This is a genomic window from Pseudomonas sp. NFACC13-1 (assembly GCF_900104425.1).
In the GTDB taxonomy this organism is placed as follows: domain Bacteria; phylum Pseudomonadota; class Gammaproteobacteria; order Pseudomonadales; family Pseudomonadaceae; genus Aquipseudomonas; species Aquipseudomonas fluorescens_AA.
Genome location: NZ_FMXV01000001.1, coordinates 176,564 through 199,883, shown reverse-complemented (window position 1 = coordinate 199,883; position 23,320 = coordinate 176,564). Strand labels below are relative to the sequence as shown.

23 protein-coding genes and 1 other RNA gene are annotated in these 23,320 nt (G+C 60.9%); 6 read left to right on the top strand and 18 right to left on the bottom strand.

The features are described from left to right. Positions 1–2: 2 nt before the first annotated feature. The 9 genes from mraY to rsmI all read right to left on the bottom strand — a co-directional run bounded on the left by mraY (position 3) and on the right by rsmI (position 8,945). Positions 3–1,085: a phospho-N-acetylmuramoyl-pentapeptide-transferase gene (gene mraY, locus BLQ55_RS00970; protein WP_042729555.1), complete on the bottom strand. Its 1,083-nt coding sequence runs from the start codon at positions 1,083–1,085 to the stop codon at positions 3–5. After that, entirely contained in the window at positions 1,085–2,452 is a 1,368-nt protein-coding gene (gene murF, locus BLQ55_RS00965; RefSeq protein ID WP_092251864.1) for a UDP-N-acetylmuramoyl-tripeptide--D-alanyl-D-alanine ligase, read from the bottom strand. Before murF ends, mraY begins: the two co-directional genes overlap by 1 nt. After that, complete coding sequence (locus BLQ55_RS00960) at positions 2,445–3,908, bottom strand: UDP-N-acetylmuramoyl-L-alanyl-D-glutamate--2,6-diaminopimelate ligase (RefSeq protein ID WP_092251862.1); 1,464 nt, start codon at positions 3,906–3,908, stop codon at positions 2,445–2,447. Before BLQ55_RS00960 ends, murF begins: the two co-directional genes overlap by 8 nt. Beyond that, positions 3,908–5,647 carry a peptidoglycan D,D-transpeptidase FtsI family protein gene (locus BLQ55_RS00955; protein ID WP_170842280.1) on the bottom strand — a complete coding sequence of 580 codons (1,740 nt, stop codon included), beginning with the start codon at positions 5,645–5,647 and terminating at the stop codon, positions 3,908–3,910. The genes BLQ55_RS00960 and BLQ55_RS00955 overlap by 1 nt, the downstream gene beginning before the upstream one ends. Next, complete coding sequence (gene ftsL, locus BLQ55_RS00950; RefSeq protein ID WP_003178214.1) at positions 5,647–5,940, bottom strand: cell division protein FtsL; 294 nt, start codon at positions 5,938–5,940, stop codon at positions 5,647–5,649. The genes BLQ55_RS00955 and ftsL overlap by 1 nt, the downstream gene beginning before the upstream one ends. After that, the gene (gene rsmH / locus BLQ55_RS00945; RefSeq protein ID WP_371128508.1) at positions 5,937–6,884 is read right to left on the bottom strand and encodes a 16S rRNA (cytosine(1402)-N(4))-methyltransferase RsmH; all 948 of its coding nucleotides are present in this window, start codon (positions 6,882–6,884) and stop codon (positions 5,937–5,939) included. Before rsmH ends, ftsL begins: the two co-directional genes overlap by 4 nt. Further along, positions 6,881–7,336 carry a division/cell wall cluster transcriptional repressor MraZ gene (gene mraZ / locus BLQ55_RS00940; RefSeq protein ID WP_003205355.1) on the bottom strand — a complete coding sequence of 152 codons (456 nt, stop codon included), beginning with the start codon at positions 7,334–7,336 and terminating at the stop codon, positions 6,881–6,883. Before mraZ ends, rsmH begins: the two co-directional genes overlap by 4 nt. Positions 7,337–7,644: 308 nt before the next feature. Beyond that, positions 7,645–7,998: RNase P RNA component class A (gene rnpB, locus BLQ55_RS00935), an RNA gene on the bottom strand. A gap of 74 nt (positions 7,999–8,072) precedes the next feature. Beyond that, positions 8,073–8,945, bottom strand: coding sequence for a 16S rRNA (cytidine(1402)-2'-O)-methyltransferase (rsmI, locus tag BLQ55_RS00930; protein ID WP_092251860.1), 873 nt, complete (start codon positions 8,943–8,945; stop codon positions 8,073–8,075). Between the two features lie 363 nt (positions 8,946–9,308). On the opposite strand from rsmI, the gene BLQ55_RS00925 reads away from it, so the two are divergent. From BLQ55_RS00925 to BLQ55_RS00910, 4 genes are all read left to right on the top strand, one after another. After that, on the top strand, positions 9,309–11,120 hold the full coding sequence (locus tag BLQ55_RS00925; protein ID WP_092251858.1) for a penicillin-binding protein activator: 1,812 nt from the start codon (positions 9,309–9,311) through the stop codon (positions 11,118–11,120). Then, on the top strand, positions 11,120–11,482 hold the full coding sequence (locus BLQ55_RS00920; RefSeq protein ID WP_060740748.1) for a YraN family protein: 363 nt from the start codon (positions 11,120–11,122) through the stop codon (positions 11,480–11,482). The genes BLQ55_RS00925 and BLQ55_RS00920 overlap by 1 nt, the downstream gene beginning before the upstream one ends. Positions 11,483–11,584: 102 nt before the next feature. Continuing rightward, positions 11,585–12,178, top strand: a complete 594-nt coding sequence (locus tag BLQ55_RS00915) for a phosphoheptose isomerase (RefSeq protein WP_007928463.1) — start codon at positions 11,585–11,587, stop codon at positions 12,176–12,178. After that, positions 12,175–12,753, top strand: a complete 579-nt coding sequence (locus tag BLQ55_RS00910; protein ID WP_030139689.1) for a BON domain-containing protein — start codon at positions 12,175–12,177, stop codon at positions 12,751–12,753. Before BLQ55_RS00915 ends, BLQ55_RS00910 begins: the two co-directional genes overlap by 4 nt. Before the next feature lie 686 nt (positions 12,754–13,439). Here the strand turns inward: BLQ55_RS00910 and BLQ55_RS00905 are convergent. The 7 genes from BLQ55_RS00905 to rplM all read right to left on the bottom strand — a co-directional run bounded on the left by BLQ55_RS00905 (position 13,440) and on the right by rplM (position 18,318). Then, positions 13,440–13,853: a ClpXP protease specificity-enhancing factor gene (locus tag BLQ55_RS00905; protein ID WP_053124982.1), complete on the bottom strand. Its 414-nt coding sequence runs from the start codon at positions 13,851–13,853 to the stop codon at positions 13,440–13,442. A 16-nt stretch (positions 13,854–13,869) separates the two neighbouring features. Next, positions 13,870–14,487, bottom strand: a complete 618-nt coding sequence (locus BLQ55_RS00900; protein ID WP_003178195.1) for a glutathione S-transferase N-terminal domain-containing protein — start codon at positions 14,485–14,487, stop codon at positions 13,870–13,872. A gap of 151 nt (positions 14,488–14,638) precedes the next feature. Further along, complete coding sequence (locus BLQ55_RS00895) at positions 14,639–15,421, bottom strand: cytochrome c1 (RefSeq protein WP_060740747.1); 783 nt, start codon at positions 15,419–15,421, stop codon at positions 14,639–14,641. Beyond that, a complete protein-coding gene (locus BLQ55_RS00890) occupies positions 15,421–16,632 on the bottom strand; it encodes a cytochrome b (protein WP_092204149.1) in 1,212 nt (403 codons plus the stop codon). The genes BLQ55_RS00895 and BLQ55_RS00890 overlap by 1 nt, the downstream gene beginning before the upstream one ends. Then, positions 16,632–17,225, bottom strand: a complete 594-nt coding sequence (gene petA, locus BLQ55_RS00885) for a ubiquinol-cytochrome c reductase iron-sulfur subunit (RefSeq protein ID WP_060740746.1) — start codon at positions 17,223–17,225, stop codon at positions 16,632–16,634. The genes BLQ55_RS00890 and petA overlap by 1 nt, the downstream gene beginning before the upstream one ends. 257 nt (positions 17,226–17,482) lie before the next feature. Continuing rightward, positions 17,483–17,875, bottom strand: coding sequence for a 30S ribosomal protein S9 (gene rpsI / locus BLQ55_RS00880; protein ID WP_003205364.1), 393 nt, complete (start codon positions 17,873–17,875; stop codon positions 17,483–17,485). A gap of 14 nt (positions 17,876–17,889) precedes the next feature. Beyond that, positions 17,890–18,318 carry a 50S ribosomal protein L13 gene (rplM, locus tag BLQ55_RS00875; protein WP_003205365.1) on the bottom strand — a complete coding sequence of 143 codons (429 nt, stop codon included), beginning with the start codon at positions 18,316–18,318 and terminating at the stop codon, positions 17,890–17,892. Between the two features lie 245 nt (positions 18,319–18,563). Between rplM and BLQ55_RS00870 the strand changes: the two genes are divergently transcribed. After that, a complete protein-coding gene (locus BLQ55_RS00870) occupies positions 18,564–19,604 on the top strand; it encodes an NADP(H)-dependent aldo-keto reductase (protein ID WP_092204150.1) in 1,041 nt (346 codons plus the stop codon). Between the two features lie 116 nt (positions 19,605–19,720). On the opposite strand, the gene BLQ55_RS00865 is transcribed toward BLQ55_RS00870, so the two are convergent. Then, a complete protein-coding gene (locus BLQ55_RS00865) occupies positions 19,721–20,857 on the bottom strand; it encodes an acyl-CoA dehydrogenase family protein (RefSeq protein WP_060740744.1) in 1,137 nt (378 codons plus the stop codon). Between the two features lie 244 nt (positions 20,858–21,101). Between BLQ55_RS00865 and BLQ55_RS00860 the strand changes: the two genes are divergently transcribed. After that, positions 21,102–21,998 (top strand): GlxA family transcriptional regulator, encoded by an 897-nt coding sequence (locus tag BLQ55_RS00860; RefSeq protein WP_170847632.1) that lies wholly within the window; start codon positions 21,102–21,104, stop codon positions 21,996–21,998. A gap of 190 nt (positions 21,999–22,188) precedes the next feature. Here BLQ55_RS00860 and zapE read toward each other — a convergent pair whose 3' ends face one another. Then, positions 22,189–23,283: a cell division protein ZapE gene (gene zapE / locus BLQ55_RS00855; protein WP_072409535.1), complete on the bottom strand. Its 1,095-nt coding sequence runs from the start codon at positions 23,281–23,283 to the stop codon at positions 22,189–22,191. Between the last annotated feature and the right edge of the window lie 37 nt (positions 23,284–23,320).

Genomic DNA, 23,320 nt, shown 5'->3' with positions numbered 1-23,320 from the left:
TTCTACCTCAGCTTCAGGGTGGCAAGGCCGATCAGCACCAGGATCACGGTGATGATCCAGAAACGGACGATCACACGCGGCTCGGGCCAGCCCTTGAGTTCAAAGTGGTGGTGGATCGGCGCCATGCGGAATACGCGGCGGCCGGTCAATTTAAAGGAAGCAACCTGAATGACGACTGACAGGGTCTCCATCACGAACACGCCGCCCATGATGAACAGGACGATTTCCTGGCGAACGATGACAGCGATGGTGCCCAGGGCCGCGCCCAGCGCCAGTGCGCCGACGTCGCCCATGAAGACTTGCGCCGGGTAGGTGTTGAACCACAAAAAGCCCAGGCCGGCACCGATCAGTGCGCCGCAGAATACGATCAGCTCGCCCGCCCCCGGCACATAAGGGATCAGCAGGTATTCGGCGAACTTCACGTTGCCCGACAGGTAGCAGAAGATCCCCAGCGCGCCGCCGACCATGACCGTCGGCATGATCGCCAGGCCGTCGAGGCCGTCGGTGAGGTTGACCGCGTTGCTCGAGCCAACGATGACCAGGTAGGTCAGCACGATGAAACCGGCGCCCAGCGGAATGCTGTAGTCCTTGAGCATCGGCAGGATCAGGGTGGTCTCCACCGGCGAGGCGGCGGTCATATAAAGGAAGATCGCCGCGCCGAGGCCGAACACCGACTGCCAGAAATACTTCCAGCGACTTGGCAGCCCGCGGGAGTTCTTCTCGATCACCTTGCGGTAGTCGTCGACCCAGCCGATGGCGCCGAAGAACAGGGTCACCAGCAGCACGACCCAGACGTAGCGGTTCGCCAGGTCGGCCCAGAGCAAGGTGCTGATGCCGATGGACGACAGGATCAACGCGCCACCCATGGTCGGGGTGCCGGATTTTGACAGGTGCGATTGCGGACCGTCGTTACGGACCGACTGGCCGATCTGCAGGTTCTGCAGAGTACGGATCATCCACGGGCCCAGGAACAGCGACAACGACAACGCGGTCAGCACACCCAGGATCCCGCGCAGGGTCAGGTACTGGAAGACCGCGAAGCCTTTGTAGAACTGTTGCAGGTACTCCGCTAGCAGCAGCAGCATTAATGTTTCTCCGTGGAGGCGCCGCACAGTGCCGCGACGATGTTTTCCATCGCTGCGCTGCGTGAGCCCTTGATCAATAAGGTGGTGTTCGGGTCCTGCTCGGCGCCCAGGGCCTGGATCAGTTCGGCTTGAGTGGTGAAATGCCGCGCGTGTTCGCCAAACGCGGCGACCGCATGGGCCATCATCGGACCGACCGCATACAGCGCATCGACCTTGCCGCGTGCATAGGCACCCACATCGTGATGCCCCTGTTGCGCCCATTCGCCCAGTTCACCGATATCCCCCAGCACCAGCACGGTGCGGCCGGAAAAACCGGCGAGGATGTCGACGGCCGCGCACACGGACGAAGGGTTGGCGTTGTAGGTGTCGTCGATGACGCGCATGCCGTTAGTGGCCAGTTGCGCGACGGAGCGCCCCTTGACCGGCTGCACGGCGTTCAGCCCGGCGACGATGCCCGGCAGCGACACGCCCAGGGCGTGGGCGGCAGCCGCCGCGGCCAGGGCGTTGGCGACGTTATGGGTGCCCAGCAGGTTCAACTGGACCCGCTCGGCGCCGTCGGGGCTGTGCAGGTTGAAGGCCGGGCAACCGCGGGCATCACGGTCCAGGTCGCTGGCGTAGAAATTCGCGGCGAGGTTGCTCAGAGCAAAGGTCAGCACCTTGCGCTCGCCCGCACGGGTCTTCCAGATTTCAAAAGCCTTGTCATCGAGATTCAGCACGGCGACGCCATTGGCATCCAGCCCCTCGATAATCTCGCCCTTGGCCTCGACGATTTTTTCCGGGCCGCCGAACTCGCCGACGTGGGCGGTACCGGCGTTGTTGAGCACCGCCACGTGAGGCTTGGTCATGGCCACGGTGTAGGCAATCTCGCCGAGCCGCGAAGCCCCCAGCTCGATGACGGCAGCGCTGTGTTCCGGCGCCAGCTCCAGCAAGGTCAGCGGCACGCCGAGGTCGTTGTTCAGGTTGCCACGGGTCGCCAGCACCGGACCGCGGGTGCGCAGGATGCTGGCAAGCATTTCCTTGACCGTGGTCTTGCCGCTGGAGCCGGTGATGGCGGCGACCGGGTTGTCATACGCCGCACGGTTCAGCGCACCGAGCTGGCCCAGGGCCTGGCGAGTGTCGTTGACGAGCAATTGCGGCAACGTGCTGTTGCTCACCTCCCGCTCGACCAGGGCCGCGACCGCACCTTTGCCCGCGACCTCGTTCAAGTAATCGTGGCCATCGAAACGCGGCCCGGCCAGGGCGACGAACAATTGCCCCGGTGCGATCGCCCGGCTGTCGATGCTGACGCCGTCGAAACTGGCGTCCGCGGCGATGAGGCGCGCATTCAGGGCGTTGGTCAGTTCGCTGAGTTTCAGGGCCTTAAGCATGGGCCACCTCCCACGCGGTCAGGGCGTGATCGGCTTCCACCAGATCGGAGAATGCATGGCGTTCGCCGTTGATTTCCTGATAGTCCTCGTGGCCCTTGCCTGCCAGGACGATGACATCGTCCGCCGAGGCGCTGGCGATCAACTGGGCGATGGCCTGGCCGCGACCGGCGACGAAGGTGACCTTATCCACAGCGGTAAAACCGGCGCGGATGTCGTCGAAAATTCGCAGTGGGTCTTCGCTGCGCGGGTTGTCGTCGGTGACCAGCACACCGTCTGCCAGCCGCTCCACGACTTCGGCCATCAATGGGCGCTTGCCGCGATCGCGATCGCCACCGCAGCCGAACAGGCACAGCAACTTGCCCTTGGCATGAGGACGCAGGGCCGTGAGGACTTTTTCCAACGCGTCGGGGGTATGGGCATAATCGACCACCACCAACGGTTGCGCCCCACCGCCCAGGCGCTGCATGCGCCCGGCGGGCCCTTCCAGCTTTGGCAACACCTTGAGAATTTCGTCCAGCGCGTAGTCCAGGCCGAGCAAGGCGCCGATGGCCGCCAATACGTTGCTCAGGTTGAAGCGGCCGAGCAAAGTGCTGCGCAAGTGGTGCTCGCCCTGGGGCGTGACCAGCGTGGCGCGTACGCCTTCGTCATTGAACTGGGCCTGACGTATATAAAGGTAGGCGCTGGTATCTTCCAGGCTATAGGTGATCAACCGGGACTCGCGCTTGTCGGCGGCCAGTTGCCGACCGAACTCGTCATCGAGGTTGATGACCCGGCATTTCAAATCATTCCAGGCAAACAGCTTGGCCTTGGCTTCACCGTAGGCCTGCATGGTGCCGTGGTAATCCAGGTGGTCCCGGGACAGGTTGGTCAGCACCGCCACATCGAATGCCAGCGCCGTCACCCGGCCCTGGTCCAGGCCATGGGACGAGACTTCCATCGTAACAGCCTTGGCGCCGGCCTTCTTCAGGTCCGCCAGGGTCGCTTGCACGGCAATCGGGTTCGGCGTGGTGTGCAGGCCGCTCTCCAGTGCGCCATGAAAACCGTTGCCCAAGGTGCCGACAATGCCGCAATGCTGGCCGAGCAGGTCCAACGCCTGGGCCACCAGCTGGGTCACGCTGGTCTTGCCGTTGGTGCCCGTCACGCCCACCAGGTTCAGGTGACGGCTCGGGTCGCCATAAAAACGTCCGGCGATGTCCGACAGCTGCGCCGCCAGGTCCTTGACCGGAATCAAGGGCACGTCAGTGATCGGCAGCACGGTGGCGCCTCGCACTTCATAAGCCACGGCAGCCGCACCACGCTTCAGGGCGTCGGCGATATGGTCGCGACCATCGACACGGGCGCCCGGCACCGCCAGGAACAAGTCCCCGGCACGTACATTGCGGCTGTCCAGGGCCAACTCACGAATCAGCAGATCGTGACCGGCGTGGGCGAAAATCTTGTTCAGGCTCAGGGACATCAGCCACGCCCTCCTTCGGCTTTCAAGGGAACGACCGGTGCGGTATTGGCCTGCTGGGTCGGCGGCAGGTTATCCGGGGTAATGTTCATCAGGCGCAGGGTGCCGGACATCACTTTGCTGAACACCGGCGCCGAGACCAGGCCACCGAAGTAGCCCGCCTTGCTCGGTTCGTCGATGACCACGACGATGGCGTAGCGCGGGTCGCTCATCGGGCCGAAGCCGGCAAACAGCGAACGGTAGGAATTCTCGGCGTAGCCTTTGGTGCCCACGGAGGTCTTACGGGCCGTACCCGATTTGCCCGCCACATGGTAGGCCGGTACCTGGGCGCGATAGACACCACGCGGCGCCTCGATCACCTGCTGCAGCATGCCCTGCATGGTCTTGGCGACATTTTCCGGGATCACCTGGGTGGTCTGCGGCGCCTTGTCGGTCTTGATCAGGGTCAGCGGAGCCATGCGCCCGTTGTTCGCCAGCGCGGAAAACGCATGGACCAACTGGATCGCGGTCACGGAAACACCGTAGCCGTAGGACAACGTGGCGGTTTCAGCCTTGCGCCAGTCACGGTAGTTCGGCAGGTTGCCGACACGCTCGCCCGGGAAGCCCAGGCCGGTGTCCTGGCCAAGGCCGATTTTCTGGGCCAGGCGATAGATCGTTTCGCCGCCGATATCGAAGGCGATCTTGCTCATGCCAACGTTACTGGAGTTGATCAGGATGCCGGTCAGGTCGAGCACCGGACCTTCGGTCTTGGACACGTCGCGGATGGTGTACTTGCCGATCTGCAGGGTGCCCGGGTACACCTCGACGGTGTCGCTCGGCTTCCAGCGCCCGGTTTCCAGGGCGGCGGCCATGGACACGGCCTTCATGGTCGAACCCGGCTCGAACACGTCGATCATCGCGCGGTTGCGCATCATCGCCGGCTGCAGGTTGCGACGGTTGTTCGGGTTGTAGGTCGGCTGGTTGACCATCGCCAGTATCTCGCCGGTCTTCACGTCCATGATCACCAGGCTGCCAGCCTTGGCACCGTTCTCGACGATGGCATTGCGCAGCTCGCGGTTGGCCAGGTATTGCAGGCGCAAGTCAATGGACAACGCCAAGGGCTTGCCGGCCTTGGCGTTTTTGGTGACTTGGACATCCTTGATCAGCCGGCCGCGCCGGTCCTTGATGACCTGTCGCTTGCCGGCGACCCCGGCGAGCCATTCGTCATAGGCCAGTTCGACACCTTCCCGGCCCCGGTCATCGATGTCGGTAAACCCGACCATGTGGGCCGTGACTTCACCAGCCGGGTAGAAACGCCGGAACTCTTCGATGCCGTAGACACCGGGTACTTTCAAGTCGAGCACGCTCTGGCCCTGCTCGGGGGTCAAGCCGCGCACCAGGTAAATGAATTCCTTGTTGGCCTGGGCTTCGAGGCGCTCGGCCAGGGCCTTGGGGTCCTGCCCGAGGGCGGCGGCCAAGGCCGGCCATTTTTCCTTGGCCAGCTGCATTTCCTTGGCGTTGGCCCACAAGGTGGTCACCGGGGTACTCACGGCCAGGGGTTCGCCATTGCGGTCGGTGATCAGGCCACGGTGAGCCGGGATCGGAATATGCCGCACACTGCGGGCATCGCCCTGCCCCTTGAGGAAGTCACGGTCGACGACCTGCAGGTCGATGATGCGCCACGAAATCGCCGCCACCATGATCCCGAGCAAGCCCAGAACCAGACGAAACCGCCACGGGAACAGCGCCCCTTCGAGTTTCATCATGGCGCCACCATCTGCACTTCGGCGGCGCCGGGAATGCGCATTTTCAACTGTTCGGTGGCCAGGACTTCGATACGGCTGTGGGCGGTCCAGGTGCTCTGTTCCAGGATCAACCGACCCCACTCGGCCTGCGCCTTGTCGCGCACGCTGAGTTCGTTATAAAGGGTATTGAGCAACTGCCGGTTCCAGTGCGCGCTATAGGACACGGCGATGGCCGACACGAGCACGCCGATGAACAGCAGCAGCATGAAAAAGCTGCCGCCGGGCAGGGGCTTGGCGAAGAGCTTGCTCACCGCAACTTCTCCGCGACGCGCATGACGGCGCTACGGGAACGTGGGTTGGCCTTGAGTTCGGCTTCGGAAGCGAACTGCGCTTTGCCATGGATCTTGATTTTCGGCACGAAGGCTTCGAAACGCACCGGCAGGTTGCGCGGCAGGTTATCGGCTTCCCCCTTGGTGAGCTTGCGCATGAACAGCTTGACGATGCGGTCTTCCAGGGAATGGAAGCTGATCACCACCAGACGACCGCCGATCTCCAGCGCCTCGAGCGCCGCTTCGAGACCCACTTGCAGATCGCCCAGTTCGTTATTGACGTGGATGCGCAAGCCCTGGAAGGCCCGGGTCGCCGGGTTCTTGCCCTTTTCCCAGGCCGGGTTGGCCACTTTCAACACCTCGGCCAGGTCGCCGGTGCGCTCGAAAGGCTTGATGTCGCGGCGCTCGACCACGGCGCGGGCCATGCGCCCGGAGAAACGCTCTTCGCCGTATTCCTTGAAGACACGGGCGATTTCTTCCACCGGGGCGGTGTTGACGAATTCGGCGGCGCTGATCCCGCGGGACGGGTCCATGCGCATGTCCAGCGGGCCGTCATTGAGGAAACTGAAACCGCGCTCCGGGTCGTCCAGTTGTGGCGACGACACGCCCAGGTCGAGCAGCACGCCACTGACCTTGCCGGCCAGGCCACGCTCGGCGACTTCCGCGCCCAGCTCGGCAAAGCTGCGCTGCACAACGACAAAGCGGCCGTCTTCGGCCGCCAGCGCTTGCCCGGTGGCAATCGCTTGAGGATCCTTGTCGAACCCCAGCAACCGGCCGTCCGGACCGAGCTGGCTGAGAATCAACCGGCTGTGCCCGCCACGCCCGAACGTGCCGTCCAGATAGCAGCCATCAGGACGTACGGCGAGAGCCTCGACGGCTTCGTCAAGCAGTACGGTGATGTGGTTAAAGCCGCTATCAATAGTCACAGGATCAAATCACGCAGTTCGTCAGGCATGGCGCCCGGTTGTTGAATAGCAGCGAGGTCAGCGGCAGAAACCGCATTCCAGGCATCTTCGTCCCACAGTTGGAACTTGTTCAGTTGGCCCACCAGCATCGCGCGCTTGTCCAGCTTGGCGTACTCGCGCAGGCGCGGAGGCACCAGGAAACGACCACTGCCATCGAGCTCGAGGTCGACGGCATTACCGATCAGCAAGCGTTGCAGACGGCGGTTTTCTTCACGCAGCGAAGGCAGTGCGCGCAGTTTGGTTTCGATGATTTCCCACTCATCCAGAGGGTAAACACACAAACATGGATCAACAGCGTCGATCGTGACGATTAACTGCCCCGAACTTCGCGAAACGAGCTCGTCACGATACCGGCTGGGCATGGCGAGCCGGCCTTTTGCATCGAGACTGATAGCGTTAGCTCCGCGAAACACGTCAGCGTTTCTCCACTTTTTGGCGTTTTACCTTCAAAAAAACCCACTTCATGCCACTTTCCGCCACTTGCGCACACTATAGGAATGCGCCCACCGCACCGTCAAGGCGCGTAATGAAGGAAAAGCCTTATAGATCGGAGATTTAGGAGCGTTTCAGGAGGGGTAACAAGAATCTGACGTAGGAAAATTCGCCCCAACCTGAAGCAGCACAGGGGACTGCGCGCACAAGTTAAAGTGATTTGTTAAGAGTAAGATTTTTTTGGTATTAGTAATTGCGTCTGCCAGTGATTCCGGCAGGAAGGGAAAAGGTGGAGAGTCGATCTGTAAGCCGGGTTCTGTCTTGAACAGTCATTCGTCTACGATGGCCATCACTGGACATCTTTAGCAACCTACCCGGTCCCAGCGCGGGCCACGCCTTGGGACCCTATTTGGTCTTGCTCCAAGTGGGGTTTACCTAGCCACGAACTGTTGCCAGCCGTGCGGTGCGCTCTTACCGCACCTTTTCACCCTTACCGGCGCCGAAACGCTTAGGCGGTTATTTTCTGTGGCACTTTCCGTAGGCTCACGCCTCCCAGGCATTACCTGGCACTTCGCCCTATGGAGCCCGGACTTTCCTCCCCCCCCTAATTCTCATAGAGGGCAGCGACTGTCCGATCGACTCTCCGCCGCGAAGGTTAACGGTAGAGCGCTTGAAGAACAAGCGCTAAAAGCCCCTGGCCAGCACCGTGTCCCGGTTTCACTGGTCTTTCTGTTTTTCCAGTGCGACCTGATACAGCACATTCTTGCGCTCGCCAGTGATCTGCGCCGCAAGGGTCGCGGCGCGCTTGAGGGGCATTTCCTCGAGCAGCAGGTTCAGGACGCGCATCGCCTCGCCGCTGACGGCGTCCTCGCTTTGCGGCGGCGTCCAGCCCGCCACCAGCACGACGCACTCGCCGCGTTGCTGGTTGCTGTCGTTTTCCACAAAGGCGCGCAACTCGGTCAACGGTAGCCCCTTGAGGGTTTCAAAGGTCTTGGTCAACTCCCGGGCCAGCAACGCCTGGCGCTCGGCACCGAACACCAGCTCCATGTCCTGCAGGCATTCCAGAATGCGGTGCGGCGCCTCATAGAAGATCAGCGTGCGCGGCTCTTCCTTTATAGCTTCCAGGCGCGCCCGCCGCCCCACCGCCTTGGCCGGCAGGAAACCCTCGAAGATGAAACGGTCCGACGGCAGGCCTGCTGCCGACAGCGCCGCGATCAACGCGCAAGCCCCCGGCACCGGTACCACGCTGATACCCGCCGCCCGGGCCTGGCGCACCAGATGATAGCCGGGGTCGGAAATCAACGGGGTACCGGCATCGGAAATCAGCGCGATGTTATCGCCGGCCAACAGCCGGGTAATGAAACGACTGCCTTCGTCCCGCTCATTGTGTTCATGACAGGCCGCCAACGGCGTGGAAATGCCGAAATGTTGCAGCAGGCGCTGGGAGTGACGCGTGTCTTCAGCCGCGATCAACGCAACCTCCCGCAGGATTTTCAGCGCCCGGGCACTGATATCGTCCAGGTTGCCGATGGGCGTCGCCACCACATAAAGCGAGCCGGCAGCGGAATTCAAAGCACCTGGAGCAGTCAAAACGCGCACCTCATGATCGTAAAAACCGCCATTGTAGCGTGTGCAGCCGGTCTCGGCTGTTCACTTCAGCCATTGTGGCGAGGGGATTTATCCCCGCTGGGCTGCGCAGCAGCCCCAAAAAAGACTGGAAACCATTCAGCCTGACACACCGAGGCGGAAGGTCTTGGGGCCGCTGCGCGGCCCAGCGGGGATAAATCCCCTCGCCACAGGTTTAGTGCCGCCGCCTGAGTGAGTAGCGTCTTTTGTGGCATGCCGCACTCTTTGAAATACCTAAATTGATCGATTCACACCAGTAACATCGCGCCCCGGCCAGTGCTTGGGTACAATTCGACGCTAATTTGATCTCGTATCGGGAACACTTACATGATCGCTTGCCTGCGGCTGCTCTCCGCCCTCTGCCTCGCTGCCCTCCTGGCGGCCTGCGCCAGCTCGCCCTCGTCCAGCCTTGGCGAACTTCCACGGACCCCGGATGCCAGTATCGAGCAGTTGCTCGAACAGGCCACCCAAAGCAAAACCCCGGAAAAAGCCGCCCTGCTGCGCCTGAGCGCCGCAGACCTGGCCTATCGCCAGGGCAATGCCGGACAGTCCGCACAGATCCTGCAACAAGTGCCAATGGAACAACTCAAGCCCGGCCAGCAGATTTTCGCCAGCACGCTGTCGGCGGAATTGGCCATGACCCGCAATCAGCCCAAGGCAGCGCTCACCGCCCTGAGCCACCCAAGCCTGCAACACCTGAGCGAAATGCCCGTGGAGCAGCAGGTCCGCACCGGCACCGTCCGCGCCCGCGCCCTCGAAGCCGACGGCCAGACCCTGGCCGCCGCCAAGGAGCGCATCTTCATCGCCCCCTTGCTGAAGGACGATGCCGTGGCGAAGAACCACGAAGCCATCTGGTCGCTGATCGCCTCGCTGCCCACCGACCAGTTGCAGCCCGCCTCCAACGACGACCTCGGCGGCTGGTTGAGCCTGGCCCAGGCCGTCAAGACCGCCGGCACCCTGGAACAGCAGCAGGCGGCCATCGACCACTGGCGCGAACAGAACCCGAAGCACCCCGCCGCCCTGCAACTGCCGACGCCCCTGGTCAAGCTCAAGGAACTGGCCAGCCAGCCACTGAGCAAGATCGCCCTGCTGCTGCCACAAAGTGGCCAGCTGGCAGCGGTTGCCAAGGCCTTGCGCGAGGGTTTCATGGCCGCGCACTACCAGGCCCAGCAGGCCGGGCAGACGCCGCCCAGCATCCAGTTCTATGACAGCGCCAGCCTGACCTCCATGGACGAGTTCTATCGCAAGGCCCAGGCCGACGGCGTGCAACTGGTCATCGGCCCGCTGGAAAAACCCCTGGTCAAGCAGATCAGCACCCGCCCCCAATTGCCAATCACTACCCTGGCGCTGAACTACAGCGAAGGCGAGCAAGGGCCACCGCAACTGTTCCAGTTCGGCCTGGCACCCGAGGATGAAGCTCGCGAAGTGTCCCGTCGCGCCCGCGCCGATGGCCTGCACCGCGCCGCCGCCATGGTACCGAAGGGCGAATGGGGCGATCGTGTACTGAAAGCCTTCAGCCAGGACTGGCAGGCCAACGGCGGCACCATCGTCGCGATCGAACGGGTCGACCAGCCGGTCCAACTGGCCCAGCAGATCGCCGACATGTTCCAGTTGCGCCAGAGCGAAGGCCGCGCCAAGAGCCTGCAAAGCACCGTGGGCACCACAGTCGCGGCGCAGCCGTCCCGTCGCCAGGATATCGAGTTCATCTTCCTGGCCTCGACACCGCAGCAGGCCCAGCAGATCAAGCCAACCCTGAACTTCCAATACGCCGGCGACGTGCCGGTCTACGCGACGTCTTCGGTGTTCAGCGCCAGCGGCGACCAGAACCAGTACAACGACATGAGCGGCATCCGCTTCTGCGAAACCCCGTGGCTGCTCGACGCCAATGACCCGCTGCGCAAGCAGGTCACCGCGCAGTGGCCCCAGGCGGGTGGCAGCCTGGGTCGGTTGTACGCGATGGGCGCGGATGCCTATCGCCTGGCACCGCGCCTGGGTCAGCTCAAGACGTTGCCGGACAGCCGCATCGAAGGTTTGTCGGGCAGCCTGGCCGTGTCGCCCAACCAGCGCGTACAGCGTCAATTGCCTTGGGCCGAGTTCGTCAACGGCCAGGTGCAGCGCCTGCCGGACACCCAGCGCTGATGCCTGACCGGTCACGCCAGCAAAGCGGACGGGATGCCGAGGGCCAGGCCCTCGCGCATCTCCAGCAACACGGCCTGCGGCTGGTGGCGCAGAACTGGTTGTGCAAACGCGGCGAGCTTGATCTGGTCATGCTTGACGGCGATACAGTAGTATTCGTCGAAGTCCGCTACAGAAAAAATACCCAATGGGGTGGCGCGCTCGACAGCATTGACGAGCGCAAGCGCCAGAAGCTGGTGTTCGCCGCGCAGTATTTCCTGCAACGCGAGTCTCGCTGGGCCGATTATCCCTGCCGCTTCGACGTGGTTGCCATCGACAGCAACGCCGCCCAGTTGAACTGGCTGCAGAACGCCTTCGACAGTTGAGCGCCCATGCCGAGCCGGACACCTTCACCTAACTTTTTTGCTCTTTGCTTTGCGCGCCGCACATGTTTGTGCCCATAAGCCGCGCTACTTAAGGTCACACAGATGGACATGCAATCGCGAATTCGCCAGCTTTTTCAGGCCAGTATCGACACCAAGCAACAGGCGATGGACGTACTTGCACCGCACATCGAGCAAGCCAGCCAAGTGATGGTCAACGCCTTGCTCAACGAGGGCAAAATGCTTTCGTGCGGCAATGGCGGCTCGGCCGGTGACGCCCAGCATTTCTCGTCGGAGCTGCTCAACCGCTTCGAGCGCGAACGCCCGAGCCTGCCGGCGATCGCCCTGACCACCGACAGCTCGACGATCACCTCGATCGCCAACGACTACAGCTACAACGAAGTCTTCTCCAAACAGATCCGCGCCCTGGGCCAACCTGGCGATGTGCTGCTGGCGATTTCCACCAGCGGCAACTCGGCCAATATTATTCAAGCGATCCAGGCCGCACATGATCGCGAAATGATTGTCGTAGCATTGACCGGTCGTGACGGCGGCGGCATGGCATCGCTGCTATTGCCCGAAGACGTCGAGATCCGCGTACCGGCCAATGTCACCGCACGTATCCAGGAAGTCCACCTGCTGGCGATCCACTGCCTTTGCGACTTGATCGACAGCCAACTGTTCGGGAGTGAAGAATGACCCCTAATCGCCTAGGCCTTCTGGCCTTGACCCTGTGCCTCGGCATCAGCGGCTGCACATCGGTGGTTAACGCCAGCCGGGAAAAGCCGATTGAAGACGACCGTGGCACCCGCACCTTCGGCAGCAAGATCGACGACTCCCTGATCGAAACCAAGGTCGGCGTGAACATTGCCAAGGCCGACCCGGACCTGGACAACAACTCGCACATCGTCGTCACCAGCTTCAACGGTGTCGTCTTGCTGGCCGGCCAGACCCCACGCGCCGACCTCAAGGCCAAGGCCGAGCAGGAAGCCAGCGCTGTGCAGCGGGTCAAGACCGTGCATAACGAACTGCAGGTCCTGCAACCCTCCTCCCTGCTGGCGCGCCAGAATGACGCCTGGCTGACCACCAAGATCAAGACCCAGATGCTCACCGATGCCAGCATCCCTGGCTCGCGCATCAAGGTTGTGACCGAGAATGGCATCGTCTACCTGCTGGGCCTGCTGACCAAGCAGGAAGCCGCCCAGGCGACCAACCTGGTGCAGGGTGTGTCCGGCGTGCAGAAAATCGTCAAGTTGTTTGAATACATCGACTGAGGCGACTCGCGGCTCTTGAGGCTGCATGTGGCTGGAAAAAACGGCGCTCACTCATACAGAGGAGCGCCGTTTTTTTATTTGGTCGGGGCGCCCAGATCAAGATCAAAAGCAAAAGCGAGGCGGCCTTATAGCCGACCCGCCTCTCTGGCTGCACCCCAATCAACTGTGGGAGCGAGCTTGCTCGCGATTGCGGTGTATCAGCCAACATCGATGCTGCTGACCTGACGCTATCGCGAGCAAGCTCGCTCCCACAAATGGGATCGGCACGGCTGGAGGAGACAGGCCGGCTGTCAGGCCGCCTCGCTTTTGCTTTGCTTTGCTTTTGATCTGGGCGCCCCGTTAACCACGCTGGCCGAACGCAGGCATTGCGCAGTGGGCATCCCGGCATGGATGCCGGGATAGCCGCGCTGGGCCATGGATGGCCCTTCGCGGCGGCCCACGGAGCAATGCCTTCGTTCGGGCATGCCGAGCCTAGGCGAGGCACCGAGTGGTGGGGCAAAGCGCTTTTGGTTACTTTTGGCGCTCTTCCAAAAGTGACCCGCTGCAAGAGCGGAACCGCCAGTAGCCGTTACCGCAGCAACGGATATACACACCAATCCACCAATAAATGCAGCCCCAAAAAAAATGCCCACATCTCACGACACAGGCATTTTCCTCAGCGAACAGCGAACAGATCACCTGCTCCGCTACTTCACCACCTTGAGACTAGGCCTACCGCTAGGACGCGGCGGCTCGTCATCCGGCGGTGGCAGGTCATCATCCGGCTCGAACTCTTCTTCACCGTCCAGCGGCGCTTCCAGCTCAAACACCATGCCCTGGCCATTCTCCCGGGCATAAATCCCCAGAATCGCAGCAACTGGCACGTACAGGGTGTGTGGCACACCACCGAAGCGCCCTTCAAAACTGACGGCATCATTATCCATGTGCAGGTGACGCACAGCGGCTGGCGACACGTTCAGGACAATCTGCCCATCATTGGCAAAACCCTGCGGCACCTGCACCGATGGAAACTCGGCATTGACGAGCATGTGCGGGGTGCAATCATTGTCCACAATCCACTCGTAGAGCGCGCGGACCAGATAAGGTCGACTGGAGTTCATAGCGGCTCCCTAAGCCTTAGCGCATGTCGCGTTCGACACCAGACAGACTCGCCTGGAATGCCTCACGCGCAAATTGGCGCTCCATATAATCAAGCAGCGGCTTGGCAGGCCGCGGCAGTTCGATACCCAGAATCGGCAAACGCCAGAGTATGGGCAATAGGCAGCAATCCACCAGACTTTGTTCCTCACTGAGGAAAAACGGCTTGTCGACGAACAGCGGCGATACGCCCGTCAGGCTTTCACGCAACTCCTTGCGCGCCACGACCCGCGCCGGTTCCTTGGTCCGGGAATCCAGGATCAGATCCACCAACCCGCACCAGTCACGCTGGATGCGATGGATCAGCAAACGGCTGTTGGCACGCGCGACAGGATAAACCGGCAGCAAGGGTGGATGCGGATAACGCTCATCCAGGTATTCCATCACCACAGTCGACTCCCACAACGCCAGGTCACGATCGACCAGTGTGGGCAGGCTGCCGTAAGGGTTCACTTCGATCAGCTTCGGCGGCTGACGACCCGCTTCGACGTAAATGATCTCGGCGCTGACACCCTTCTCTGCCAGTACGATGCGTACCCGGTGGGAATAGTGGTCGGCGGGGTCGGAGTAACAGGCCAACCGATTGGTCACGCCCATGGCGATCCTCCTCGCTTGTTGAAATTATCGAAAAACGGAAAAACGAGCGCGCCCAGAGGGCGTCTCCCGTAACGCCTGGCGGGCCAGGCTCGTTACATGTCTAGAGACGCCCTTGGGCGCGCACGATTAACAGCAATGGCTTACAGCTTTATCAATGCACGTCTTTCCAGTATTCACGCTTGAGCAGGTAAGCGAATACGAAGAAGAACGCCAGGTACAGCAATACATAGGTACCGATGCGCTGATGCTCCAGCTTCACCGGGTTGGCCGAGTAGGCCAGGAAGGTCACCAGGTTCTTGACCTTCTCATCGAACTGCTCCGGGGTCAGGCTGCCGGTGTTCGGCAATACGGTCAGCTGGTCGCAGGCTTCATGGGTCAAAGCGGAGCCTGTCAGCGGATCGAATTGCTTTTTGCCGTCTTCAACGATCTGAACCTGTTTGCAGCCTACCACCTGGCGACCCTGGAGGCCGACCAGAACGTTAGGCATGCCGACGTTCGGGAAGACCTTGTTGTTCACGCCCCAAGGACGTGCAGGATCTTCGTAGAACGAACGCAGGTAACCGTAAAGCCAGTCGGTGCCACGCACACGGGCCACCAGGGTCAGGTCCGGCGGCGCGGCGCCGAACCAGGTCTTGGCGTCCGCAGGCTGCATGCCGATGGTCATGTGATCGCCCAGCTTGGCACCAGTGAACACAAGCTTCTCGAGCATCAGCTCATGGGGGATGCCCAGGTCATCGGCAACGCGTTCATAGCGCTGGAACTTGGCACTGTGGCAACCCATGCAGTAGTTGGCGAACGTACGTGCGCCGTCCTGCATGGCCGCTTTGTCGGAAACGTCGATGTCGACTTTTTCCAGCTCCGGACCACCGTGTTCAGCCGCGAAGGACAGTACAGGCATAGCAGCAAGAATCAGTACAGCAAATAGCTTTTTCATCAGCCAGTCACCCTTTCCGGAACCGGTTTGGTCTTCTCGAGCCTGGTGTAGAACGGCATCAGAATGAAGTAGGCGAAGTACAGGAAGGTGCAAACCTGCGACAGCAGCGTGCGTTCCGGTGTCGGAGCCAGTACGCCCAGCACGCCCAGGATCACGAACGAGATGCAGAACACCACGAGCCAGATCTTGCTCAGCCAGCCTTTGTAGCGCATCGACTTGACGGGGCTGCGGTCCAGCCATGGCAGGACGAACAGCACGGCGATGGCCGCGCCCATGGCGATTACGCCCAACAGCTTGTCCGGGATCGCCCGCAGGATCGCGTAGAACGGCGTGAAGTACCAGACCGGGGCAATGTGCTCAGGGGTCTTGAACGCGTTCGCCTGCTCGAAGTTCGGCTTCTCGAGGAAGTAACCGCCCATTTCAGGGAAGAAGAACACGATGGAGCAGAAGATGAACAGGAAGACCACCACGCCGACGATGTCTTTCACGGTGTAGTACGGATGGAAGGCGATGCCATCCAGCGGTACGCCGTTCTCGTCCTTGTGTTTCTTGATGTCCACGCCATCCGGGTTGTTCGAGCCGACTTCGTGCAGCGCGAGGATGTGCAGCACCACCAGGCCAAGGATCACGATTGGCAGGGCGACCACGTGCAGGGCGAAGAAGCGGTTCAGGGTGATGCCCGAGATCAGGTAGTCACCACGGATCCACTGGGTCAGGTCGTCACCGATGACCGGGATCGCACCGAACAGCGAGATGATCACCTGGGCACCCCAGTAGGACATCTGGCCCCACGGCAGCAGGTAGCCCATGAAGGCCTCGGCCATCAGCGCCAGGTAGATCAGCATGCCGAAGACCCACACCAGCTCGCGAGGCTTCTGGTACGAACCGTAGAGCAGGCCACGGAACATGTGCAGGTAGACCACGATGAAGAACGCCGAAGCGCCGGTGGAGTGCAGCAGACGCAGGATCGAGCCGTACTCGACGTCGCGCATGATGTATTCGACGGAGGCGAACGCTTCTTCCGCCGACGGGGTGTAGCTCATGGTCAGCCAGACACCGGTGACGATCTGGTTGACCAGAACGAGCAGTGCCAGGGAGCCAAAGAAGTAGAAGAAGTTGAAGTTTTTCGGAGCGTAGTACTTGCTGAGATGGTCTTCCCACATTTTGGTCGCGGGAAAGCGCGCATCAACCCAATCCATGAATTTGCTCATCACGCTTTCTCCGTATCGACGCCAACGACAATGATGTCATCGGTCTCATAGGAATGCGGGGGAACTGGCAGGTTCAGAGGTGCAGGCTGCGACTTGTAGACGCGACCGGCCAGGTCGTAGTGGGAGCCGTGGCAAGGGCAGAAATAACCACCGACCCAGTCCTTGCCCAGGTCGGCAGGCGCCACTTCGGGGCGGAACGTTGGCGAGCAACCCAGGTGCGTACAGATCCCGATCAGCAGCAGGACCTCTGGCTTGATCGAACGCGTCTGCGGGTCGACATAAGTCGGTTGCGTGGAGTTCTTGGAGGACGGGTCGGACAACTGACCCTCGATCTTTTTCAGATTCCCCAGGATTTCCTCTGTACGGCGGACGATGAACACCGGCTGGCCGCGCCACTCAGCAATCATCTGCTGGCCTGGCTCGATCTTGCTGACATTCACTTTCACCGGTGCACCTGCGGCTTTCGCCTTGGCGCTGGGAAACCATGACCCCACGAACGGGACCGCAGCCCCCACCGCTCCTGCAGCACCCACCACGGATGTGGCTGCTACCAGGAAGCGACGCCGGCCTGCATTCACGCCGTCATTGCTCATTCAGTCCTCTCCCATCAGCTTTGTGGCCTGTTAGATCAGGCGTCTACTAAGTAAAAATCTGAACTTATAAAAATTTTGCCGAATGGTAATGAAAAGCCCCAATTCTGACAAGGTAATTACCAAGCGGCCAAACCGCCAGGCCTTGTAGTATAGGGGCTCTACGAATGTGGCAAGTTGTCACAGAGCAATTCTTTTGCCCATAAAAAAAACGCCCAGCTCCGTGAGGAACTGGGCGCCTTTTGAAAGCGGAAGCGGAATTAACGCTTCGAGTACTGCGGACGCTTACGCGCTTTACGCAGACCGACTTTCTTACGTTCAACTTCGCGAGCATCGCGAGTTACGAAGCCGGCTTTGCGCAGAGCACCACGCAGAGTCTCGTCGTAATCCATCAGGGCGCGAGTGATGCCGTGGCGGATTGCGCCAGCTTGACCACTTACACCACCACCGATAACAGTGACGTAGATGTCGAATTTTTCGACGGTCTCGGTCAGTTCCAGCGGCTGACGAACTACCATGCGGGCAGTTTCGCGGCCGAAGAAGTTATCCAGGGAGCGGTTGTTGATGGAGATGTTACCAGTGCCCGGACGCAGGAAAACGCGTGCGGTTGCAGTCTTGCGACGGCCAGTGCCGTAATTTTGAGTCGCCGACATAATGAACTATTCCGTTAAAACTTCAGTTCTTGGGGCTGCTGAGCAGTATGAGGGTGAGCAGCGCCCGCATAAACCTTCAGCTTACGATACATGTCGCGACCCAGTGGGTTCTTAGGCAGCATGCCTTTAACCGCGGTCTCGATCACGCGCTCAGGGGCTTTGGCGATCAGCTTTTCAAAGTTGATCGACTTGATGCCGCCAGGAAAACCGGAGTGGGAGTAGTACATTTTGTCAGTGGTTTTAGCGCCAGTAACACGTACTTGCTCAGCGTTGATCACGACGATGTAGTCACCGGTGTCAACGTGAGGGGTGTACTCAGGCTTGTGCTTGCCACGCAGACGGCTCGCGATTTCGGTGGCCAGACGACCCAGGGTCTGACCAGCAGCGTCGACGACAAACCAGTCGCGCTTTACTGTTTCCGGTTTAGCAGTAAAAGTTTTCATTCTTTATAGCCTCAGGGGCCGCCCTGTAAATTAGACGGCGGATCTTACTGAATAGTGCGTACTTTGACAAGTCAAAGGCAGCCGGATACAGACGCTTTCGGGGGCTCGGGTCGGCGCGTCCGTTCAACGGCAAGATTCTTCGGCGGCGGCGCATCACTTCCACTGCAGAAAGAGGTGCGCAATTATGCAGATTGCGAAAAATATTTCAACCTGCTTTTATGATTGTTTTGCCCAAGGAGTTCCCGATGGACTATCGCCAGCTAGGCCGTACCGATCTGAACGTGAGTGCCCTGTGCCTCGGCACCATGACCTGGGGTGAGCAGAACAGCGAGGCCGAGGCCTTCGCCCAGATCGAACGCGCCAAGGGTGCCGGCATCAATTTCATGGACACCGCCGAGATGTACCCGGTGCCCCCCAAGGCCGAGACCTACGCCACCACCGAGCGCTACATCGGCAATTACTTCAAAAGCCGCGGCGACCGTGCCGACTGGATCCTGGCGAGCAAGATCGCCGGTCCCGGCAACACCATCGACTACATCCGCGACAAGCACCTCAAGCACAACCGCCAGCACATCGTCCAAGCCGTGGACGCCAGCCTCAAGCGCCTGCAGACCGACTGGATCGATCTTTACCAGCTGCACTGGCCGGAGCGCAGCACCAACTTCTTCGGTCAACTGGGCTACCAGCACAAGGCCGACGAAACGTTCACGCCGCTGGAGGACACCCTCGAAGCCCTGGACGAGCAGGTCCGGGCCGGCAAGATCCGCCACATCGGCCTGTCCAACGAAACACCGTGGGGCACCATGAAGTTCCTGGCCCTGGCCGAAGCCCGTGGCTGGCCGCGGGCGGTGTCGATCCAGAACCCGTACAACCTGCTCAACCGCAGCTTCGAGGTCGGCCTGGCGGAAATCGCCATCCGCGAACAATGCGGCCTGCTGGCTTATTCGCCCCTGGCGTTCGGCTTCCTGTCGGGCAAATACGAAGGTGGCGCGCGCCCACCTAAAGGCCGCCTGAGCCTCTATAGCCGCTTCAGCCGCTACTTCAACCCGCAATCGGAAGCGGCGTGCAGCCGTTATGTCGCATTGGCCCGCGAGCACGGCCTGGACCCGGCACAGATGGCCCTGGCGTTCGTCACCCAACAGCCGTTCGTGACCAGCAACATCATTGGCGCCACCACGCTGGAGCAACTGGACAGCAACATCGAAAGCTTCGACCTGAAGCTGTCGGACGAAGTGCTGGCGGGGATTGAGGCAATTCACAAGGATCAGCCGAACCCGGCGCCTTGATTGATTCATAGGCCCCATCGCGAGCAAGCTCGCTCCCACAGGATTTCTGCAGCAACACAGGAACCCCATGTGGGGGCGAGCCTGCTCGCGATAGCGGACCCAGGCTCACCACCGCATCAAAGCGACCGCGCAATGATCTCCTTCATGATTTCATTGGTCCCGGCATAGATCCGCTGCACTCGCGCATCCGCCCATGCCCGGGCAATCGGGTATTCCCACATGAAGCCGTAGCCGCCATGCAACTGCACGCACTCGTCGAGCACCTTGCATTGCAGGTCGGTGCCCCAGTACTTGGCCATCGCCGCCGTCGGCACGTCCAGCTTGCCTTGCAGGTGCAATTCCAGGCAACGGTCGACGAAGACCCGGCCAATCTGGATTTCGGTAGCCATTTCCGCAAGCTTGAAACGGGTGTTCTGGAAGTCGGCGATGGTTTTGCCAAACGCCTTGCGCTCGCGGGTGTAGTCCAGGGTCCATTGCAGCGCCGCTTCGGCCGAAGCCAGGCCGCCGATGGCGACGGTCAGGCGCTCCTGGGGGAGCTCTTGCATCAGGTAGGCAAAGCCCATTCCGGCCTGTCCGAGCAGGTTGTCCTTCGGCACGCGGACATCCTGGAAGAACAATTCCGACGTGTCCTGGGCCTTCATTCCGACTTTTTCCAGGCGCTTGCCCTTTTCGAAGCCCGGCGTGCCCGCCTCCACCAGGAACAGGCTGGTGCCCTTGGCGCCAGCCTTGGGATCGGTCTTGGCGACCACAATCACCAGGTCCGCCAGGAAACCATTGGTGATGAAGGTCTTGGAGCCGTTGATGACGTATTCGTCACCGTCCAGCACCGCCGTGGTCTTCACCCCTTGCAGGTCGGAACCGGCGCCCGGTTCGGTCATGGCGATGGCCGTGACCATTTCGCCGGACACCAGTTTCGGCAGGTACTTGTGTTTCAGCGCCTCACTGCCGTAATGCAGGATGTACGGCGCGACGATGTCGGAATGCAGCGAGAAACCGATCCCCGTCAGCCCCAGGCGGCCGATTTCCTCGATCACTACCGTGCTGTAGAGGAAGTCCGCGTCCAGTCCGCCATAAGCCTCTGGAAGGTGCGAGCACAACATGCCCGCCTCCCCCGCCTTGTTCCAGAGCTGGCGATCGACATGCCCCTGTTTTTCCCACTGGCTGTGGTACGGCACCGCTTCTTTTTCGAGGAAGGTTCGTACGCTGTCGCGAAACAATTCGTGCTCGGGACTGAACAGTGTTCTTGGGATCATGACTCACCTTTGGTTATTGTCGGACATGGTTATCCCACAGAGCCTAAGCCTGCGGTGTACCACAGGACACTGGACACATCCGACAAAAAATAAGACGATCCAGCCGTCTGGTGACCACTTCCCCCTATAAAAATAAAGATGAATTATGTCTATGCACGCCTCCACGCCCTTGCGGCGCGTCAGCATCCTGGCAATCGACCGGGTCTTCGCCTTCACCCTCATGCAAGCCAAGGATTTTTTCCACCTGGCCAGCCTGCGCTATGGCAAACAACTGGGCCACGGTCTGACGCCGGCGTTTGAAACCCGGCTGGTCAGCCCCGATGGCAAACCGGTGAACAGCTTCAGCGATGTGATCATGCCGGTGGACGGTGGCCTGGAAAACACCGACATCATCATCCTGCCGGCCTTCTGGGATGATTTCGCCAGCCTCTGCCAACGCTACCCCCAGGTCCTGCCCTGGCTGCGCGAACAACACGCTCGCGGCGCGGTACTCTGCGGCGAAGCCACCGGGGTGTTCTGGCTGGCCGAAGCCGGCCTGCTCGACGGCAAGGAAGCGACCACCTACTGGCGCTTCTTCAATGCCTTCAAGGAGCGCTTCCCCCAGGTGCACCTGAACCAGGACAAGCACCTGACCGACGCCGACAACCTGTTTTGCGCCGGCGGCGCGACCTCAGCCTGCGACCTCTACATTTACCTCATTGAACGCTTCTGCGGCGCCAACGTGGCCCAGGCCGTGGCGCGGGACATCCTGTATGAAGTGCAACGCAGCTATTCGCCGGGACGGATCGGCTTTGGCGGGCAGAAACTGCACCAGGACGTGATCATCCTGCAGATCCAGCAATGGCTCGAAGAGCACTTCGCCGATAAATTCCGCTTCGAGGATGTTGCCCGGGAGCATGGCATGAGCATCCGCAATTTCATGCGCCGCTTCCAGACCGCCACGGGCGACAAGCCGCTGCATTACCTGCAACGACTGCGGATCGAAACCGCCAAGGGCCTGCTCTCCGGCAGCCGCAAGAGCATCAAGACCATCAGCTACGAAGTCGGCTACGACGATGCGAGCTTTTTCGCACGGTTGTTCCGGCAACATACCGACCTGTCGCCGAACCAGTATCGGCAGCAGTTTCAACAGGCGGCGTGAACCAGAGCTGAATGCAATCCCATGTGGGAGCTAGCTTGCTCGCGATGGCGGTGGTTCAGCAGCACTGATGTTGACTGACCAAGACGCCATCGCGAGCAAGCTCGCTCCCACAGGGTTTTGCAGTGAACGGCTGATTCGAGCGTACAAAAAAGGCCTGCGAACGCAGGCCTTCTTTGCTTTCCGAATCGCCCTACGGCTTATGCGCTCGCGACAGGAATTCGTGGGATTGCATCTCCAGCAAACGACTCAAGGTCCGCTGGAATTCGAAGGTCAGGCGACCGCCGGTGTAGAGGTCCTTGAGTTCGACTTCGGCCGAAATGATCAGCTTGACGTTACGGTCGTAGAACTCATCAACCATGTTGATGAAGCGACGGGCGATGTCGTCGGTGGTGACGCTCATCTGCTCGACGCCGCTGAGCAACACGGCGTGGAAGATCTTGCCCAGTTCGATGTAGTCGTTCTGGCTGCGCGGGCCGTCGCACAGTTCGCGGAAGTCGAACCAGGCCACGTCGTCACAGGTGCGGATGGCGCGGATCTCGCGGTTTTCGATGATCAGCACATCGTTTTCCACCGCCTGGGTGCATTCCGGCGTCAGGGCGCGGAAGCTCTTGCGCAGGCTTTCTTCGGCGGCGGCATCCAACGGAAAGTGGAACAACTCCGCTTGTTCGAGGTGACGCAGGCGGTAGTCGACGCCACTGTCGACGTTGACGATTTCGGTGTGTTCCTTGATCAGCGCGATGGCCGGCAGGAACCGCGCCCGCTGCAGGCCGTCCTTGTACAGGCCGTCGGGCACGATGTTCGAGGTGGCGACCAGGGTCACGCCATTCTTGAACAGCTCTTCCATCAAGGTGCCCAGGATCATGGCATCGGTGATGTCGGAAACGAAGAACTCATCGAAGCAGATCACCCGGGTCTCGTCGGAAAAACGCTTGGCGATGATGGTCAGCGGGTTTTTCTCGCCCCCCAGGGTCTTCATTTCCTCGTGCACGCGCTTCATGAAGCGGTGGAAGTGCGTGCGTGTCTTTTCCTTGAACGGCAGCGCTTCGAAGAAGGTGTCCACCAGGTAGGTCTTGCCACGGCCCACGCCGCCCCAGAAATACAGGCCCTTGACCGGTGCCTGGTCTTTTTTGCCGAACAGTTTGCCCAACAGGCCCGGCTTGTTGTTCGAGGCCGCGACCAGGTCATCGTACAGGCGCTGCAAATGCCGCACCGCCGTTTCCTGGGCTGCGTCGTGGAAGAATTCCGGGCGTTTCAGATCAGCTTGATATCGTTCTAGGGGCGTCATATTCGTTAGCAAGGCAACAAAAACGGGCCGTCACTGT

Bases quoted from the DNA above. Each gene is read 5' to 3' on its own strand.
- BLQ55_RS00905 (WP_053124982.1), bottom strand. From the start codon at position 13,853: ATGAACTCCAGTCGACCTTATCTGGTCCGCGCGCTCTACGAGTGGATT.
- BLQ55_RS00920 (WP_060740748.1), top strand. From the start codon at position 11,120: ATGCCTGACCGGTCACGCCAGCAAAGCGGACGGGATGCCGAGGGCCAG.
- BLQ55_RS00960 (WP_092251862.1), bottom strand. From the start codon at position 3,908: ATGTCCCTGAGCCTGAACAAGATTTTCGCCCACGCCGGTCACGATCTG.
- rplM (WP_003205365.1), bottom strand. From the start codon at position 18,318: ATGAAAACTTTTACTGCTAAACCGGAAACAGTAAAGCGCGACTGGTTT.
- BLQ55_RS00915 (WP_007928463.1), top strand. From the start codon at position 11,585: ATGGACATGCAATCGCGAATTCGCCAGCTTTTTCAGGCCAGTATCGAC.
- BLQ55_RS00895 (WP_060740747.1), bottom strand. From the start codon at position 15,421: ATGAAAAAGCTATTTGCTGTACTGATTCTTGCTGCTATGCCTGTACTG.
- BLQ55_RS00925 (WP_092251858.1), top strand. From the start codon at position 9,309: ATGATCGCTTGCCTGCGGCTGCTCTCCGCCCTCTGCCTCGCTGCCCTC.
- BLQ55_RS00890 (WP_092204149.1), bottom strand. From the start codon at position 16,632: ATGAGCAAATTCATGGATTGGGTTGATGCGCGCTTTCCCGCGACCAAA.
- BLQ55_RS00955 (WP_170842280.1), bottom strand. From the start codon at position 5,647: ATGAAACTCGAAGGGGCGCTGTTCCCGTGGCGGTTTCGTCTGGTTCTG.
- petA (WP_060740746.1), bottom strand. From the start codon at position 17,225: ATGAGCAATGACGGCGTGAATGCAGGCCGGCGTCGCTTCCTGGTAGCA.
- murF (WP_092251864.1), bottom strand. From the start codon at position 2,452: ATGCTTAAGGCCCTGAAACTCAGCGAACTGACCAACGCCCTGAATGCG.
- BLQ55_RS00910 (WP_030139689.1), top strand. From the start codon at position 12,175: ATGACCCCTAATCGCCTAGGCCTTCTGGCCTTGACCCTGTGCCTCGGC.
- BLQ55_RS00865 (WP_060740744.1), bottom strand. From the start codon at position 20,857: ATGATCCCAAGAACACTGTTCAGTCCCGAGCACGAATTGTTTCGCGAC.
- zapE (WP_072409535.1), bottom strand. From the start codon at position 23,283: ATGACGCCCCTAGAACGATATCAAGCTGATCTGAAACGCCCGGAATTC.
- BLQ55_RS00900 (WP_003178195.1), bottom strand. From the start codon at position 14,487: ATGGGCGTGACCAATCGGTTGGCCTGTTACTCCGACCCCGCCGACCAC.
- BLQ55_RS00870 (WP_092204150.1), top strand. From the start codon at position 18,564: ATGGACTATCGCCAGCTAGGCCGTACCGATCTGAACGTGAGTGCCCTG.
- mraY (WP_042729555.1), bottom strand. From the start codon at position 1,085: ATGCTGCTGCTGCTAGCGGAGTACCTGCAACAGTTCTACAAAGGCTTC.
- rpsI (WP_003205364.1), bottom strand. From the start codon at position 17,875: ATGTCGGCGACTCAAAATTACGGCACTGGCCGTCGCAAGACTGCAACC.